The following is a 16,244-nucleotide window of genomic DNA, read 5'->3' as shown; positions in this document are numbered from 1 at the left end:
CATTTTTTACTTTTTTATGCTTTTAATCGATTTTATAGGTACTTCATCTGATTTATTTAAATTATAAGTTTAATTTCGAGCTACAAAATAGGTCTTTTTTGAAGATTTATTTTTACTTGACCTCGTTACTTGACCCATAATTAATTAAATACAGTGAGTAAATTATGAAAAAAACTACTCTAAAGCTTTATGCAACATTGGTATGTATCCTCCTTCCGTTTCTAGGATTTACGCAACTACAAACATTTATTTTATCAGAATCTTTTGTTGTGCAAACTAGAATCAGTACCCGTTCGATCGAAACATTCGGTGGTGGTTCGTGCTTTAAGCCAAATGCAAATGGCATTGCAATTGAGAATACGAACAACACTATCGCTCCTACTGCAACAGACCATTGGAAAACTAAAAAAAAATCAGATCCAAGTGCTGTTGTTATTGCAACGGAAGGAGCCCGTAATTCACACCAATCCGCAACAGACAATAAAAACGAACTACTTTTAGTTCCAAGCCCCATATTAAAGACTTATGCTGATCCCGAGATCACTATTTTGGGTAATGCGGCGACTATAGTCGACGGGGACACTACTCCAACGAGTACGGATTGGACCGATTTTGGATCTATGGAAACCAGCACGGGAGCCATCATTAAAACCTACACCATTCAAAATACGGGTACGGCTGATTTATCCATAGGAGCTATCACAATTTCAGGAGCTAATGCGGCTAATTTCACACTTGCTACGAGTCCAAATGCTATAATTCCCGCTGGAGGAAGCAGTAGCTTTTCGGTTCGTTTTGACCCAGACACCCTCGGTTTAAAAACGGCTGCCCTTTCGATAGTAAATAATGACATTGATGAAAATCCGTATAATTATTCGATCCAAGGAACAGGAATCCAAACTTTTTTTGATAGTGATGGCGATGGTATTTATGATAATTTTGATATAGATGATGACAATGATGGTATACTAGATGCTACCGAAGAACTAAATTGTAACAATGCAAATGGTACTAAAGTAGCCTACAAATTCCTAAATGAAACCTTTGGCACAGGAGGAAGAACTGCCAGCTTTACGGCCGCCTATAATGCCACAACAACCTATTGCTACGAGGATGGAATTGCTGGGCCGAATACAACCCAATGTCCTTTTCAATCCAGTAAAATATTGGATGACGGTGAATACACCGTGGTCTCTAAAATAACGGGGACAACAGCCGGCGATCCTGAAAATATTCACGGCGATTTAGCTTGGTACAATGGAGAAGATCATACCCCAGGGGACGTTAATGGTAGAATGGCCGTTTTTAATGCCAGTTTTACTCCAGGTATTTTTTATGAAACCACCATCACCGGCGTTTTGTCTAATTTACCAATAACCTACAGTTTTTGGGCCTTAAATATCATGGCAAAAAATACGTTTCCTAATTCTATTTTACCCAACATTACTGTTGAATTTTATGATTTGTCAAATAATTTTCTAACGTCATTCAACACAGGAGACATTGGGAGATGTTCTGGAAGCACCACAGATAACAGTTGCGCTCAAGGAGTTTGGAAACAATTTACCACCAGTGTCAACTTAGGAAATATCAATGCCTTTACCATCCGTTTCAAAAATAATGCCCCTGGAGGTGGCGGTAATGATTTGGCTTTAGATGATATTTTAATTTCACAAACGTTGTGTGATTTAGACCGCGATGGCGTTGCTGATGTATTTGATTTAGACTCCGATAATGATGGAATTGAAGATGTAATCGAAGTTGGTTTAGCCCACTTGAGCGGTGGTCAAGGAAAAATAGCTACCGCATGGGCAGACGCAAACGGCAATGGACTGCACGACAATGCGGAGGCTATCGCCATGCTGCCAGCACTAGATTCTGATGGAGACGGAATTCCAAACTACTTAGATTTAGACAGTGACAACGATAGTCTTTTTGATGTAGACGAATCGGGTGCAGGGAATTCAAATGCGGTTGCAGGATTCATCAACGGGGATGGAGACATTAATGGCGATGGTACTGGAGACGGATTAGATACGGAAACTTTTAGAAGCAAAGACACGGATGGCAATGGAATCAATGAACTTTTTGGTGATGGAATACTGGATATTTATGATTATGGTACAGGCCTGAATCAATATGGCAATTTAGGACAAGGAAGTACAGTGGCTCCTTTTCTGAATTATCTTCTCGATACCGATGGCGATGGAATTCCGAACTATATTGATGTAAAATCCAACGGACTGACCTTTGATATTGCCAACAACTTGCTGCTCTATACTTATAAAACCTTGGACGCTGATAACAACGGTAGTATTGACGGAACTGCTGATGTAGATAAAGATGGTATTCTAGACAACTTTGACACTAATACAGCGCAATTTGGTTCTCCAAGAGACCTTCGTACCAAATTATTTCTGGACTTTGACGGTCGAAACGATTACGGGCAAAGCACGTCGATTCTTGGCGGTTTAGGTAGTGCCACGCTGATGGGATGGATTAATTTAAATTCAACTTTTTCAACTGCTGGGGTAGTTGTGGGTCAGGATAAGTTCCAAATTAGAGTTTCTGCTGCGAAAAAACTAGAAGCCGTCGTGAATGGCACTTTGGTAACTTATGCTACAGCACTAAACAGTTCTCGGTGGTACCATGTCGCTGCCGTTTATGATAGCAGTACAATAAAACTGTATCTTAATGGTGCTTTGGTGGCAACCCAAACTAAAACGGGAAGCATCGCAGCGGACGCATCACTGCTGACTTTAGGTAAAGACCCCCTAGCAAACAGCAGTTATTTAAAAGGAAAAATAGACGAGATACGCGTTTTTAATGTGGCGCTGACGGCTTCACATTTACAAAGAATGGTTTATCAAGAAATCGAGAACTTTGGTTCAGAAATTAGAGGCAGTAGTATTCCTAAAAATATTGCCTCCACTCCTGCTACACTGCCTTTTGCCAATCTGCTCCGCTATTACAGAATGGATTATTATAAAGATGACATTATTGATGACTTATCAACACCTGCAATTGATGTCAGCGGCACTAAAATTTACAATCACAAAAACATTTATCAGCAACAAGCACCCATGCCTTTTTTAACGGAACGAACAGGTAGGTTTGCCGAAGCAGTAAATAGCCCTACCAAAGAAATCATAGGAAATGACATTATGGAGCAGGACTGGTCCATTGTAAAAGTGCAGCATGACATTACCGAAACGGCCAACAACATTGATTTAGGAATGATGGTAGATTCTGGAAAGAAAATTGTGATGAATAACGATACCAAAATACAGAATGACTGGTATCTGAAATTAGATGGTTCTATTGATCTTGCAGGTATGTCACAATTAGTCCAAACAACGGAGAGCGATTTAGACGTAGCCAGTGCTGGATCAATAGAACGAGATCAGCAAGGACAATCTAACTTGTACAATTACAACTATTGGAGTTCACCAGTAAGCCCAATAAGTACTGTTACTAACAATACAGACTATAGTGTAAATAGCGTTTTTAAAGACGGAACTAACCCTGCAGCACCAGCAAATATTTCGTGGATAAGTGGATATAACGGTGCTCCTACAAGTCCAATTAGTCTGGCCCGCTACTGGCTTTATAAGTTTGACAACTATGCAAGCGCTTACGCAAATTGGGTACAAATAAATGAAACAAGTCCGTTGCGAGTAGGTCAAGGATTTACCTTAAAAGGCGACGGAGCAGTCTCTGGAACTCAAAATTATACCTTTGTAGGAAAACCTAATAATGGAACTATTCTAACCAATACCGTTAGCGCGGAGCAATTATTGCTTACTGGAAACCCATACCCATCCGCTTTAGATGCGTATGCGTTTATAAATGACAATCTGAATTCAGTAGACCGACCGCAAGACACGGGTTTAGACGGAACCATTTATTTCTGGGAACATTCCTCTAGTAACAATTCCCATGTTCTCAAAGAGTATTTAGGCGGATATGCCATGCTCAATTTATCAGGAGGCTTGCCTCCCGTAGTTCCAGACTTGATTAGCGGTGTAGGTTTGAGTACTAAAATTCCAAAGCAGCACATTCCCGTTGGGCAAGGATTTTTTGTCTATGGAAAAACTGGGGGTGGCGGTGCTGTTATTTTTAATAATAGTCAACGAACATTCCAAAGAGAAACGGACGCTACATCCAACACTCTTTTCAAAAATAAAGCTAAAACAAAAGAAGAAAATTCATGGGATACAAATGCTAATGATCCCGTAATAAAAGATACCCTAAAAAGAATCCGCTTGGGTTTCAATTCGGCATCTAATTTTCACCGCCAAGTATTGCTGGCCTTCATGCAGGAAAAAGCAACGAGTGCAATTGATTATGGTTATGACGGCTATATTCTAGACGATTTTCCTACTGACATGTATTTTCTAAACGGTGCAGAGCAATTGGTCATTCAAGGCGAAGGCTTCTTTGATCGCGAGTCCTCCTACCCTATTGGCGTAAAAACAGATCGTGAAGGGTCCGTAAAATTCATGATAGATGCTATTGAGAATTTTGAAACAAACCAACCCATTTTTGTGTATGATGACGAAACTAAAATGTACCATAACATCCGGAACGAAACTTTTGAAATTACGCTTCCAGAAGGGGAATTCCACAGCCGTTTTTCATTGCGTTTCAAAGATAAAACGCTAGGAACAACTGAACAAATTAAAAATGAAAATGACCTTACATTCCTCTATTCACAAAATAGAAATTCACTTGTAATCCATAATAAATTGCTGGATACAACAGTTCAAGAAGTTACCTTATTCAATATATTGGGACAAGCAGTTGCCAATTGGGAAATTGAAAACCAAGGTCAGGAAAATATTCAGCTTCCTGTCAAAAAAATGAGCACTGGCGTTTATATTGCAAAACTTAAAACATCGACAGGAGTTTTAAGCAGAAAAATAATCATTAAATAACAGGTTTATTTAGGAGCAAAATCAAGGCACTTAAGTAAATATTAATCCAAATATTAAAGATTAATTTGAATTATTATATATATTTGGTCAGAAATTTGAGATAATATCAAAAGAAAGAAAACCAATTAAACAGTATAAAATGAAAAAAATTGTAACATTTGTAGCAATCGCATTCCTTACCCTAAGCGTTAATGCTCAGGAAGTAAAAGCTGTCGCAAAAGAAAAAGCAAAAAAAGAATCTTGTTGTGCCAATAAAGACACGAAAGCTAAAACTATGACTGCTGCAGAAGTGGCTAAGTGTAAAGCTAAATGCAAGGCGGAAGGTAAAACGTGCAAAACGGCTTGCTAACTAAAAGTTGATTTATTGCATTTGAATTTGATACAAACGAAAACGCCTCTTTACATCAGTAAGAGGCGTTTTCTAGTTATATATTCTTTTGGAAACTGTTTTTATTTTACCCTTACACTCCATTCAAAATCCATTTCGGAAACTTGTATTCCCTTTTCATCGGTTCCTATGGATTTCATCCAAAAGGTTTGCCCTTCTCCAGTGGCAATAGTTTCTTGAATCGCTTTTTCTATTAAATGCCCGTCCTTGCAGGTAAAAGTGATTCTTCCCGTAGCTTTTTTGGTAAAATTACCTTTGTTGTTGGCGACCAGCATGGAGATCTTCCGACCGCTTTTTTGAATTTGAAACATGACCAAAGCTCCCGTAGAAAGTTCCGCAGCCATAGCTTGCACCGCAAAATACATGGAGTTAAATGGATTTTGGTTGATCCAACGGTGCTTCACCGAAACCACACATTGGTTCTCATCAATTGTTTTTACGCGCACCCCACAAATAAATGCCGACGGTAATTTGAACAATAGAAAATTATTAAGTTTTGATGCTGTAAGTTTCATATGTAGCTACTATTTTTTTTTATTGGACTCGAACGACAGCGAACAGGCGAAGCAATAGGGCATCACCATTGTTGCTTATTTTTTTATGTCCCGAAACTTCGGGATTGAATACGGCGAGTTCAATATCACTGGGTTTTTTGCTAAAATACAAAAAAATACTATGCGTGCCTATTAAATTAATTTGTTAATTTTATGTTAATATTTGGTACTATGCGAAACAAGATACTGTCTTTTAGATATATATTTGTATAAGAAATTACTATGTAGCCTAAATGCTTTTATAGTTAACCAGTTTCAATCATCATCAAAATCAAAAAAAATGGAAACCACTACTGAAAAAAACATCGCCACTTTTACTCACTTGAGTACCTTGACTCAATATTTTATTCCGTTTGGAAATTATATTTTTCCAATTATATTATGGAGTACAAAAAAGGACGACTCTGAATTTGTGGATCATCACGGCAAACAAGTGCTTAACTTTCAATTGAGCTTATTGTTATACTCTTTGTTGCTAATTACGATTGCAATTCCTTCATTTCTTATTTCTGTATTTAAGGATATGCCCCTTAACACGTTGATGCACGACCATGAATTTACTTATTCAAATTTCAACTTTGAGAATAATATTGGAGCACTAACCTTGGGAATAATTTGTGTTTTAATTTTTGGACTTTTGAAAGTGGCTGAATTCTTTTTAATCATTTATGCTTCAATCAAAACATTAAATGGAGAAAAATACAAATATCCAATAACGATTCCGTTCCTTAAATAAGACCTAATCCGAACAAATTATCTCGAGGTAGAGTCCCATAGGTATTAGCAAAATAACAGCCACAGATTCACAAATTAAAAAAGAGTATTGAAAATCTGTGAATCTTTGGCTAAAAAAACCAAACAGCGCTTCGAGGAATTAAAGCTAAAGAGATTAAAAGAGAATAAACGTAATACACAAAGCGAACGAACTAGCCCTGATTGCAACGGCATCCTTTACTTGCTTTCTTTAAGCAAGTAAAGATAAAGTGGAAAGCAGGAATAAGCTCCAAATAAAATAAATCAATCAAAAAATGAACTGTTTAATCAACACAAAATCAAAAAAAAGGAATTATGAACATTGAAAACACAAAAGCCCAGATGCGCAAAGGTGTTCTCGAGTTTTGCATCTTATCTGTATTGAAAGAAAAAGATGCCTACACATCGGAAATATTAGACACTTTGAAAAACGCAAAATTATTAGTCGTGGAAGGAACGATTTATCCTCTCTTAACCCGATTGAAAAATGATGGATTACTCAACTACCGTTGGGAAGAATCGACCTCAGGACCACCGAGAAAATATTACGGCCTGACCGAAATTGGACAAACTTTTTTAAATGAACTAAATAGCACCTGGACTGAATTATCAGATGCCGTAAACCTAATAACCAACCAAAAATAATAGTCATGAACAAAACAGTAAATATAAATCTAGGCGGCATGTTTTTTCACATAGATGAAGACGCATACCAAAAATTGACCCGCTATTTTGACGCCATAAAACGTTCTTTATCCAACTCATCTGGTCATGATGAAATCATAAAAGATATTGAAATGCGCGTTTCGGAATTATTGCATGACAAGCAAAAAACCGATAAGTATGTTATTGGGTTGAAAGATGTAGATGAAGTGATTGCCGTAATGGGACAACCAGAAGACTATATCATTGAAGATGATTTTAAAGAAGCAAATACTGCGTACAGCACTGCTAGCCGAAGAACAAAAAAACTATACCGTGACAGAGAAAAAGGGATGATTGGTGGAGTTTCGGCTGGATTAGGACATTACTTTGGCGTAGATGCTGTGTGGATCAGAATCGTACTTATCTTATTAGTTTTTGCTGGATTTGGAACTGGAATCCTGGCTTACATCATTCTTTGGATTGTAACTCCAGAAGCGGTGACTACCTCAGAAAAACTAGAAATGACGGGAGAACCCGTGACGATTTCAAATATCGAAAAAAAAGTTCGGGAAGAATTTGAGAATGTTTCCGACAAAATTAAAAATGCGGACTACGATAAATACGGCAATCAAATAAAAACAGGTGCTGGCAAAATAGGAAGCTCTTTCGGTGATTTTATTATTACTGTTTTTAAGGTTTTTGCGAAATTTTTAGGTATCATTTTAATCCTATCCGGTTTAGCGATGATAATCGTTTTCCTAATTGGTGCATTGACTTTGGGTTCTGCCAACTTCAGTAGCTTTCCTTTTCATCAATTTATTGAATCTGGAAACTTCACTGATTATCCCATTTGGTTTTTTGGAGTATTAGTAGTTACTGCGGTGGGAATTCCAAACTTTTTCTTAATACTTTTAGGATTTAAATTAGTATCACCTAACATAAAATCCATTGGAAATATAGCAAAATACACGTTGTTAGCCCTATGGATCATTGCAATAGCGCTCTTAATTTCGATTGGAATAAAACAAGCCTCTGCTTTTGCGATTGATGGTAGAGTAGTCAAAAAAGAAACCATTAATTTGATGCCTAATGACACGCTTTTCATTGCCTTCAAACACAATGATTATTTTGCTAAAAATGTAGAAGACCGTAATGATTTCATGGTAACCCAAGATTCAACCGGAAACGATATCATTTATTCAAATGAAGTTAGTTTTAAAATTGAAAAAACAGAGGAGAAAGCACCTTATATCCAAATTGAAAAAGAGGCTAGAGGAAAATCCTTATCTGATGCAAAACAAAGAGCCGAACAAATTAAATACAGTTACAAAATTATTGGCAACCAATTGATTTTAGATAATTATTTACTAACTGAATTAAAAAACAAATACAGAGACCAAGAGATTGAAATAACATTATTTGTACCAGAAGGATTGCTACTGAAAGTGGATTCTAGTGTACAAAATTACGATAGATCAGATGATGAATATTTCAATTTACACTACAGTTCAGATAATTACATTTATAAAGTAGAAAATTCTCAAATAAAATGTTTAAATTGTCCCGCAGATGAAAACGAGTATAATGACGTGGGTGCTACTACTGAAAATGACAGCATTGAAACGTCAGTTACTATCAATGAAAACGGAGTTTCTGTAACGAATGATACTTTAATTAATTCAAAAAAGAATCGTAAAGAATTAAAAATAAATAAAGACGGGATAATCATTAAAACGAATTAGTCATGTTAAAAATCATCACCTTAATCACCAAGTTTATTGTAATAGCGTTAACAGCTTTGTTATTCGCTTCGTGCAATCACTCCATTAATTTGAATTCAATAGAAGGAAGCGGAAATGTCACAACCGAGAAAAGAAATGTTGAAGATGATTTCAAGAGCATAGAGGTTAACAATGGCATTGATGTAGTTATTGTACAAGCTGATAAAACAGAAATAGTTGTGGAGGCAGATGATAATTTACAAAAACACATCACTACGAAAGTTAAAAATGGAACCCTGATTATTTCTTGTGACAAAAATTATTTTATCAATACCGGTTCCAAAAAAGTGACGGTTAAAATGCCTTTGATAGATGAGCTAGAAGCCACAAGCAACGCTACCATTACCAGTAGGAATACATTAAAAGGAGAAAATATCCGACTCAACACTTCTAGTGGAGGGACGATCGACCTGAATATCGAATCCGATGATATCAACTGTGATGCTAGCAGCGGAAGCAGTATCACAATCAATGGAAAAGCGCTACAAATGAGAACTACCGCATCAAGCGGAAGTGCAATCAATGCCGATGATTTATTAGCTAATACAATTATTTCCGATGTTTCAAGCGGAGCCAATACCACTGTTCACCCTATTGTTAGCTTGGATGCCGAAGCGTCTAGCGGAGGTACTATTATCTATAACGTCCAACCAAAAACAGTGCAGAAAAATATAAGTTCTGGTGGCAGCATCAATCAACAATAAGACAGCCCCATATTAAATTAAAAAATCATCCATCACAAGTGGATGATTTTTTTATATTTGTACGGACTCTAATTCAACTTATCATGAAAAAACATACCGCTGTACTCCTATTCGTCTTATTTACTACCTTACTATTCGCGCAGAAAAAAGAAAAAATAAAAGGATCAAAAACAGTAACTGTTGAGCAGAGAGCCGTTGGCAATTTTGAAGCATTACTAGTCGAGGACAACCTGGAGGTACATCTAGAAAGGGGAGAAAAAACGGAACTAAAAATCGAGGCCGATGACAACCTGCACGATATTATTTCATTGGATTTAAGTGATAACACATTGCGCATTTATACCACACAGCAAGCTACAAATTACAAAAAAATAATAGTCAGAGTGACCTATACCAAAGATTTAAATCTCATTACGGCAAAAGATGAAGCGACCGTTAATGCGATACAAGAACTTTTACTGAATACCATTACACTAAAAGCACATGATGAGTCCAAATTATTTTTGAATGTCAATACCAAGGATTTCTTACTTCAGGCAGACGATAAATCAAAAACAGAATTGAATTTAAAATCAGAAAATACAATCCTCGAATTAAGCAAAAATTCATCGTTGAAAGCCTTAGTTAACACTACTGATTTGAAAATAGATTTGTACCAAAAATCAGATGCTACACTTGAAGGTACCGCTGTAAATGCGATGCTGCGATTGGACAATAATGCCTCATTTACCGGAAATAAGTTCACAACAAAAAATGCAGATATTACCTCCGAAAGTTATACCAACTGTAGTTTATTTGTGGAAACTACCGTGATTATTGATGCTGCTAATAAATCAGAAATCCAATTACTTGGTTCTCCAAAAATTGAAATACGAAAATTTGCTGATGAAGCAAAATTGATTAAGAAATTGAAATAATCCTCTCCCCGACCCTCTCCAAAGGAGCGGGAGAAAAACTGGATTGATACTATATATAATAACCAACAAAAAGTCCCACTTGCTATGGCAAATGGGACTTTTTCAATGTAACTTATCTAACTATAATTATTCTTTAGCAGCTAAATATCTTTCCGCATCAAGAGCAGCCATACAGCCTGTACCTGCAGCAGTTATTGCCTGACGATACACATGATCTGCAGCATCACCGGCTACGAAAACACCTTCCACATTTGTTTTAGAACTTCCCGGAGTATTAACAATATATCCTGTTTCATCTAAGGAGATGTATTTTTTGAAAATATCAGTATTTGGTTTATGGCCAATAGCGACAAAGAAACCAGTGGCTTCAATTTCAAAAGTTTCATTTGTCGTTTTATTAAGTGCTTTTACACCAGTAACAACTTGTTCATCTCCTAAAACTTCGATCGTGTCATGATTCATCAAAATGGTAATATTCTCTGTTTTGCGAACGCGCTCTTCCATAATTTTAGAAGCTCTGAATTTTTCACTACGCACTAGCATCGTTACTTTTTTACACAATTTAGATAAATAGTGTGCCTCTTCACAAGCTGAATCTCCAGCTCCAACGATTACTACCTCTTGATTTCTATAGAAAAAACCGTCACATACCGCACAAGCCGACACTCCACCTCCCATTTTTAAATAGTGTTGCTCAGAAGGCAACCCTAAATATTTAGCCGAAGCTCCAGTAGAAATAATTACTGTTTCGCAATGCAATTCTTTTACATCATTGATCCAAACTTTGAAAACATCTCCAGAGAAATCAACTTTTGTAGCCCAACCATCACGAACATCAGTCCCAAAACGCTGCGCTTGGGCTTGTAACCCAACCATCATTTCAGGCCCCGTTATTCCTTCAGGATTCCCTGGCCAGTTTTCTACTTCATTAGTTGTTGTTAGTTGGCCTCCAGGCTGCATTCCTTGGTATAAAACCGGAAACATATTTGCTCTGGCGGCGTAAATAGCAGCAGTATAACCTGCAGGACCAGAACCTATAATAAGACATTTAATTTTTTCGATTGTATCAGACATAATGATGTGAATTATAATTTTTACCGTGCAAAAATAGGATATAATTACGGTACAAAGGACGTTGTAGTATCAGTTTTAATTATTTGGTAATAAAAAAATCCCTTCTGTACTACTACAGAAAGGATTTATTGTCGGGGTGGCAGGATTCGAACCTGCGGCCTTCCCGCCTATGCGGGACGCTACATCCGAGCTACCAAACATTTATTTAAAAAAACCAAGATCTTCTAAATATCTTTTCGCGCCTCTTTTTTTTATTTTATTTTCTAAAATCATAGCCTCTGAACGTGTTGAATGTTCAACTTGATAAATCAAAATCCATGGCATTCCAGATTTTGTAGACAAACTAAAGCCAGAATTATGTCGGTATAATCTATCGGCAAGGTCATGCGTTTGACCCGTGTAGTATTTAAAAGAAGTTTCACTCTGAATTATGTAGACAATGTACATAGCTGTAAAATAAAAAAAGCCGAACATATTGTTCGGCTTTTGTCGGGGTGGCAGGATTCGAACCTGCGGCCTTCCCGCCTATGCGGGACGCTACATCCGAGCTACCAAACATTTATTTAAAAAAACCAAGATCTTCTAAATATCTTTTCGCGCCTCTTTTTTTTATTTTATTTTCTAAAATCATAGCCTCTGAACGTGTTGAATGTTCAACTTGATAAATCAAAATCCATGGCATTCCAGATTTTGTAGACAAACTAAAGCCAGAATTATGTCGGTATAATCTATCGACAAGGTCATGCGTTTGACCCGTGTAGTATTTAAAAGAAGTTTCACTCTGAATTATGTAGACAATGTACATAGCTGTAAAATAAAAAAAGCCGAACATATTGTTCGGCTTTTGTCGGGGTGGCAGGATTCGAACCTGCGGCCTCCTGCTCCCAAAGCAGGCGCGATAACCGAGCTACGCTACACCCCGAAAGCGGGTGCAAAGATAGCATTATTTTTGGCTTAAGCAAACTATTGTAGAAATTAAGACGCAATTTTATTAGAACAGCAATTCGCTTACATCACTGTCGACCGTAGCTTTTTGAGCGTCAGTAGTCTTTGCTAGGATGGCAGTAAATAACCGCGACATTCGGATTTCGCATTTTTCTTGAGTCAGATAGTATACCGCGTTCGCTCTTTCACAAGCAAAGCTATTTTAACTAATTAGAAATGTCAAATAGCGAGGAATCAAGCTTTAACAAATGTTAACAAAATAGATTTTTAGAAACCATAAATAATTGTATTTTTACGGTTCAAAATTTAGAAAAATAAATGGGCAAAATCATCGCGATTGCTAATCAAAAAGGAGGCGTTGGAAAGACTACAACATCAGTTAATCTTGCGGCTTCATTGGGAGTTTTAGAAAAAAAAGTATTACTTATTGATGCTGATCCACAGGCAAATGCCTCATCAGGATTAGGAATTGATGTCGAATCTGTTGAAATAGGAACGTATCAAATTCTAGAACACAGTCACACACCAAAAGAGGCCATCATAAAATGTACTGCAATAAATGTAGACGTGATTCCCTCGCATATTGATCTTGTAGCCATTGAAATTGAATTGGTAGATAAAGAAAATCGGGAATATATGCTTAAAAAGGCACTAGAAAGTGTCAAGGACGACTATGATTTTATCATCATAGATTGCGCACCATCGTTAGGATTACTTACATTAAATGCTTTGACAGCGGCAGATTCTGTAATTATCCCAATTCAGTGCGAATATTTTGCATTAGAAGGTTTGGGAAAATTGCTGAACACCATCAAAAGTATCCAAAAAATTCACAATCCAGATTTAGACATTGAAGGATTGTTATTGACGATGTTCGACTCCCGTTTGCGTTTGTCCAATCAAGTGGTAGAAGAGGTGCAGAAACATTTTAATGATATGGTTTTTGAGACTATAATTCAGCGAAATGTGAAATTGAGTGAAGCACCAAGTTTTGGCGAAAGCATTATAAATTATGACGCAACAAGCAAAGGAGCAACTAATTATTTGCACCTAGCTCAAGAAGTTATAAAGAAAAACAGTAAATAGTTTTATGGCAAAAGCAATAAAAAAACAAGCCTTAGGCAGAGGATTATCCGCGTTATTAAAAGATCCTGAGAACGATATCAAATCTGTTGCAGATAAAAATGCAGATAAAGTGGTAGGAAACATCATTGAACTTGAAATTGAAGCAATTGAGATTAATCCTTTTCAGCCCCGAAGTAATTTCAATGAGGAATCCCTTAGAGAATTAGCCACATCTATTAAAGAACTTGGTGTTATTCAGCCCATTACCGTTAGGAAATTAGATTTTAATAAATACCAATTAATATCTGGAGAGCGCCGTCTTCGTGCTTCTACTTTGGTTGGATTAACAACCGTGCCCGCTTATATCCGAATCGCAAATGACAATGAATCATTGGTTATGGCCTTGGTGGAAAACATCCAGCGCCATGATTTAGATCCAATAGAAATTGCCCTTTCGTACCAACGTTTGATTGATGAAATTCAATTGACACAGGAACAAATGAGTGAACGCGTTGGTAAAAAACGCTCTACAATTGCTAATTACTTGAGACTTTTAAAGTTGGATCCAATCATCCAAACGGGCATTCGTGATGGTTTTATCAGTATGGGTCATGGAAGAGCTATAATCAATATTGAAGATCAAGATATTCAAACGGATATTTATCAGAAAATTGTAAGCCAAAATCTTTCGGTACGTGACACGGAAGCTTTGGTAAAAAATTATCAGGAAAGCTTAAAACCAAAAACAGCATCTAAGCCAAAAGCAGCGTCATTTGAAATCGCAGATGCTCAAAAAAGCACTTTTACCAATTATTTTGGAACCAAAGTAGATGTTAAAGTCGCTGGTAATGGTAAAGGAAAAATAACCATTCCTTTTCACTCAGAAGAAGATTTTAACAGAATTATCAAACTAATAAACGAATAGTGAATAAAATCATTTTCATCGCTCTATTCCTTTTTTCGTTAGGAAACACTGCCGTTTTTGCACAAACGGAAACAGAAGCGGTGTTGGTCGCTAGAGATACTTTGAAATCAAATGATATCGACCCGTTGACTCCTGCAAAGGCAGCATTCTATTCGGCTATTTTACCGGGATTAGGCCAAGCGTATAACAAAAAATATTGGAAAATACCCCTTGTATACGGGGCGCTAGGAACCAGTATTTATTTTTATATTGATAACAATAAAAAATACAATCAATATAGAGACGCCTACAAAAGCAGATTGGAGGGATTAGTCACAGATGACTTAGCTTTCCTAGACAACAATCGATTAATTGCCGGACAAAAATTCTACCAACGCAACCGCGATTTATCAGCTTTAGTTACTTTGGCATTTTATGCCTTAAATATTCTTGATGCCAATGTAGATGCGGCTTTAATACAGTTCAATGTCGATGAAAACTTATCTGTAAGACCCGTTCTTTACCCAAATGATGTAACATTAAAGACAAATGTAGGACTAACATTTAATTATACTTTCTAGTCCAAATTCGAAAACAAGAAAGCTATCAAACAAACGATCAGTATGTCATTACTCACTAAAATAGGTAAGAAATATTTTTTTATCATTACCACAGTTTTACTGTTAATTACTTTAATAAATTATTCAGAAATTCATGCCTTGGAACCTATTCGAATGAATAATTTCTTTTCTGGGTTCATCGCTGGAATTCTGCTAGGACTGCTGTTTGCAGGACTGCTGCAGTATTCAAAATTTAAAAAATAAACAAATGAAAATTGCGCTTTTAGGATACGGAAAAATGGGCCAGGTAATTGAGCGAATTGCATTGGAAAGAGGCCATCAAATTGTTTTGAAAAAAGAGGAAAACAACACTTTTGAGGGACTTTCTACAGCAGATGTAGCTATTGACTTTAGCGTTCCAACAGCTGCGGTGACCAATATTTCTGCTTGTTTTCATGCGAACGTACCTGTTATTTCCGGTACAACAGGCTGGCTGGAACAGTATGATGAAATGACCAAACTATGTGCCGCTACAAATGGCGGATTTATTTCTAGTTCGAACTTTAGCTTAGGAGTGAATATTTTCTTTGAGCTCAATGAATATTTGGCTAAAATCATGTCAAAATTCGATAGTTATAAAGTCTCAATGGAAGAAATTCATCACACCCAAAAACTTGATGCACCTAGCGGTACAGCAATATCATTAGCCAAAGGAGTAATTGAAAATAGTTCCTATACCGACTGGACTTTAGAAACTCCAGACACCAAGCAAATTCACATCGCAACCAAGCGCATTGGAACGGTACCAGGAACACACACGGTGACTTACAATTCAGCGGTAGACGCGATCGAAATAAAACATACTGCACACAATCGCGAAGGATTTGCACTAGGCGCTGTAATTGCCGCAGAATGGATTGTGGGCAAACAAGGCGTTTTTACAATGAAAGATGTTTTAGAATTAAAATAAAATTATTCGGCTGTTTAAGCAAATTTTTAACGAGACAACCTTAAACT

The 16,244-nt window shown here is 36.8% G+C and carries 16 protein-coding genes and 1 tRNA gene; 12 read left to right on the top strand and 5 right to left on the bottom strand.

Annotation, left to right across the window (positions count from 1 at the left end; translation table 11 throughout):
• The first annotated feature begins 164 nt into the window (after nt 1-164).
• Both BUC11_RS00330 and BUC11_RS00325 read left to right on the top strand, forming a co-directional pair.
• Nucleotides 165-4,937: a LamG-like jellyroll fold domain-containing protein gene (locus BUC11_RS00330; protein WP_073350732.1), complete on the top strand. Its 4,773-nt coding sequence runs from the start codon at nt 165-167 to the stop codon at nt 4,935-4,937.
• Between the two features lie 139 nt (nt 4,938-5,076).
• Nucleotides 5,077-5,286: a hypothetical protein gene (locus BUC11_RS00325; protein ID WP_073350730.1), complete on the top strand. Its 210-nt coding sequence runs from the start codon at nt 5,077-5,079 to the stop codon at nt 5,284-5,286.
• A gap of 101 nt (nt 5,287-5,387) precedes the next feature.
• On the opposite strand, the gene BUC11_RS00320 is transcribed toward BUC11_RS00325, so the two are convergent.
• Nucleotides 5,388-5,840 (bottom strand): DUF4442 domain-containing protein, encoded by a 453-nt coding sequence (locus BUC11_RS00320; RefSeq protein ID WP_073350728.1) that lies wholly within the window; start codon nt 5,838-5,840, stop codon nt 5,388-5,390.
• Nucleotides 5,841-6,159: 319 nt separating this feature from the next.
• Between BUC11_RS00320 and BUC11_RS00315 the strand changes: the two genes are divergently transcribed.
• From BUC11_RS00315 to BUC11_RS00295, 5 genes are all read left to right on the top strand, one after another.
• The gene (locus BUC11_RS00315) at nt 6,160-6,615 is read left to right on the top strand and encodes a DUF4870 domain-containing protein (RefSeq protein WP_073350726.1); all 456 of its coding nucleotides are present in this window, start codon (nt 6,160-6,162) and stop codon (nt 6,613-6,615) included.
• Nucleotides 6,616-6,947: 332 nt separating this feature from the next.
• Nucleotides 6,948-7,277 carry a PadR family transcriptional regulator gene (locus BUC11_RS00310; RefSeq protein ID WP_066081941.1) on the top strand — a complete coding sequence of 110 codons (330 nt, stop codon included), beginning with the start codon at nt 6,948-6,950 and terminating at the stop codon, nt 7,275-7,277.
• Nucleotides 7,278-7,282: 5 nt separating this feature from the next.
• Complete coding sequence (locus BUC11_RS00305) at nt 7,283-9,019, top strand: PspC domain-containing protein (protein WP_073350723.1); 1,737 nt, start codon at nt 7,283-7,285, stop codon at nt 9,017-9,019.
• A 2-nt stretch (nt 9,020-9,021) separates the two neighbouring features.
• A complete protein-coding gene (locus BUC11_RS00300) occupies nt 9,022-9,762 on the top strand; it encodes a head GIN domain-containing protein (RefSeq protein WP_073350721.1) in 741 nt (246 codons plus the stop codon).
• 83 nt (nt 9,763-9,845) lie between these two features.
• Nucleotides 9,846-10,679, top strand: coding sequence for a GIN domain-containing protein (locus tag BUC11_RS00295; protein WP_073350720.1), 834 nt, complete (start codon nt 9,846-9,848; stop codon nt 10,677-10,679).
• A gap of 126 nt (nt 10,680-10,805) precedes the next feature.
• Here the strand turns inward: BUC11_RS00295 and trxB are convergent, their stop codons facing one another.
• From trxB to BUC11_RS00275, 4 genes are all read right to left on the bottom strand, one after another.
• Nucleotides 10,806-11,753, bottom strand: a complete 948-nt coding sequence (trxB, locus tag BUC11_RS00290) for a thioredoxin-disulfide reductase (protein ID WP_073350718.1) — start codon at nt 11,751-11,753, stop codon at nt 10,806-10,808.
• 201 nt (nt 11,754-11,954) lie between these two features.
• Complete coding sequence (locus tag BUC11_RS00285; protein ID WP_066082664.1) at nt 11,955-12,200, bottom strand: GIY-YIG nuclease family protein; 246 nt, start codon at nt 12,198-12,200, stop codon at nt 11,955-11,957.
• Nucleotides 12,201-12,312: 112 nt separating this feature from the next.
• Nucleotides 12,313-12,558 carry a GIY-YIG nuclease family protein gene (locus tag BUC11_RS00280; RefSeq protein WP_073351039.1) on the bottom strand — a complete coding sequence of 82 codons (246 nt, stop codon included), beginning with the start codon at nt 12,556-12,558 and terminating at the stop codon, nt 12,313-12,315.
• 42 nt (nt 12,559-12,600) lie between these two features.
• Nucleotides 12,601-12,675 (bottom strand) — tRNA-Pro (locus BUC11_RS00275).
• A gap of 341 nt (nt 12,676-13,016) precedes the next feature.
• Here BUC11_RS00275 and BUC11_RS00270 point away from each other — a divergent pair.
• Genes BUC11_RS00270 through dapB form a run of 5 tightly spaced genes read left to right on the top strand, consistent with a single transcriptional unit; the run spans nt 13,017 to nt 16,197 of the window.
• Nucleotides 13,017-13,784: a ParA family protein gene (locus tag BUC11_RS00270; protein ID WP_073350716.1), complete on the top strand. Its 768-nt coding sequence runs from the start codon at nt 13,017-13,019 to the stop codon at nt 13,782-13,784.
• 4 nt (nt 13,785-13,788) lie between these two features.
• Entirely contained in the window at nt 13,789-14,688 is a 900-nt protein-coding gene (locus BUC11_RS00265; RefSeq protein WP_073350714.1) for a ParB/RepB/Spo0J family partition protein, read from the top strand.
• Entirely contained in the window at nt 14,688-15,248 is a 561-nt protein-coding gene (locus tag BUC11_RS00260; protein ID WP_073350711.1) for a DUF5683 domain-containing protein, read from the top strand. Before BUC11_RS00265 ends, BUC11_RS00260 begins: the two co-directional genes overlap by 1 nt.
• Before the next feature lie 42 nt (nt 15,249-15,290).
• Entirely contained in the window at nt 15,291-15,491 is a 201-nt protein-coding gene (locus BUC11_RS00255; RefSeq protein ID WP_073350709.1) for a hypothetical protein, read from the top strand.
• Nucleotides 15,492-15,495: 4 nt separating this feature from the next.
• Entirely contained in the window at nt 15,496-16,197 is a 702-nt protein-coding gene (gene dapB, locus BUC11_RS00250) for a 4-hydroxy-tetrahydrodipicolinate reductase (RefSeq protein WP_073350708.1), read from the top strand.
• Nucleotides 16,198-16,244 lie beyond the last annotated feature (47 nt).

It is taken from the genome of Flavobacterium xanthum (genome assembly GCF_900142695.1).
Lineage (GTDB): Bacteria > Bacteroidota > Bacteroidia > Flavobacteriales > Flavobacteriaceae > Flavobacterium > Flavobacterium xanthum.
Note: the sequence above shows the minus strand (reverse complement) of the source record. Positions and strands in the feature narration are given on the sequence as shown.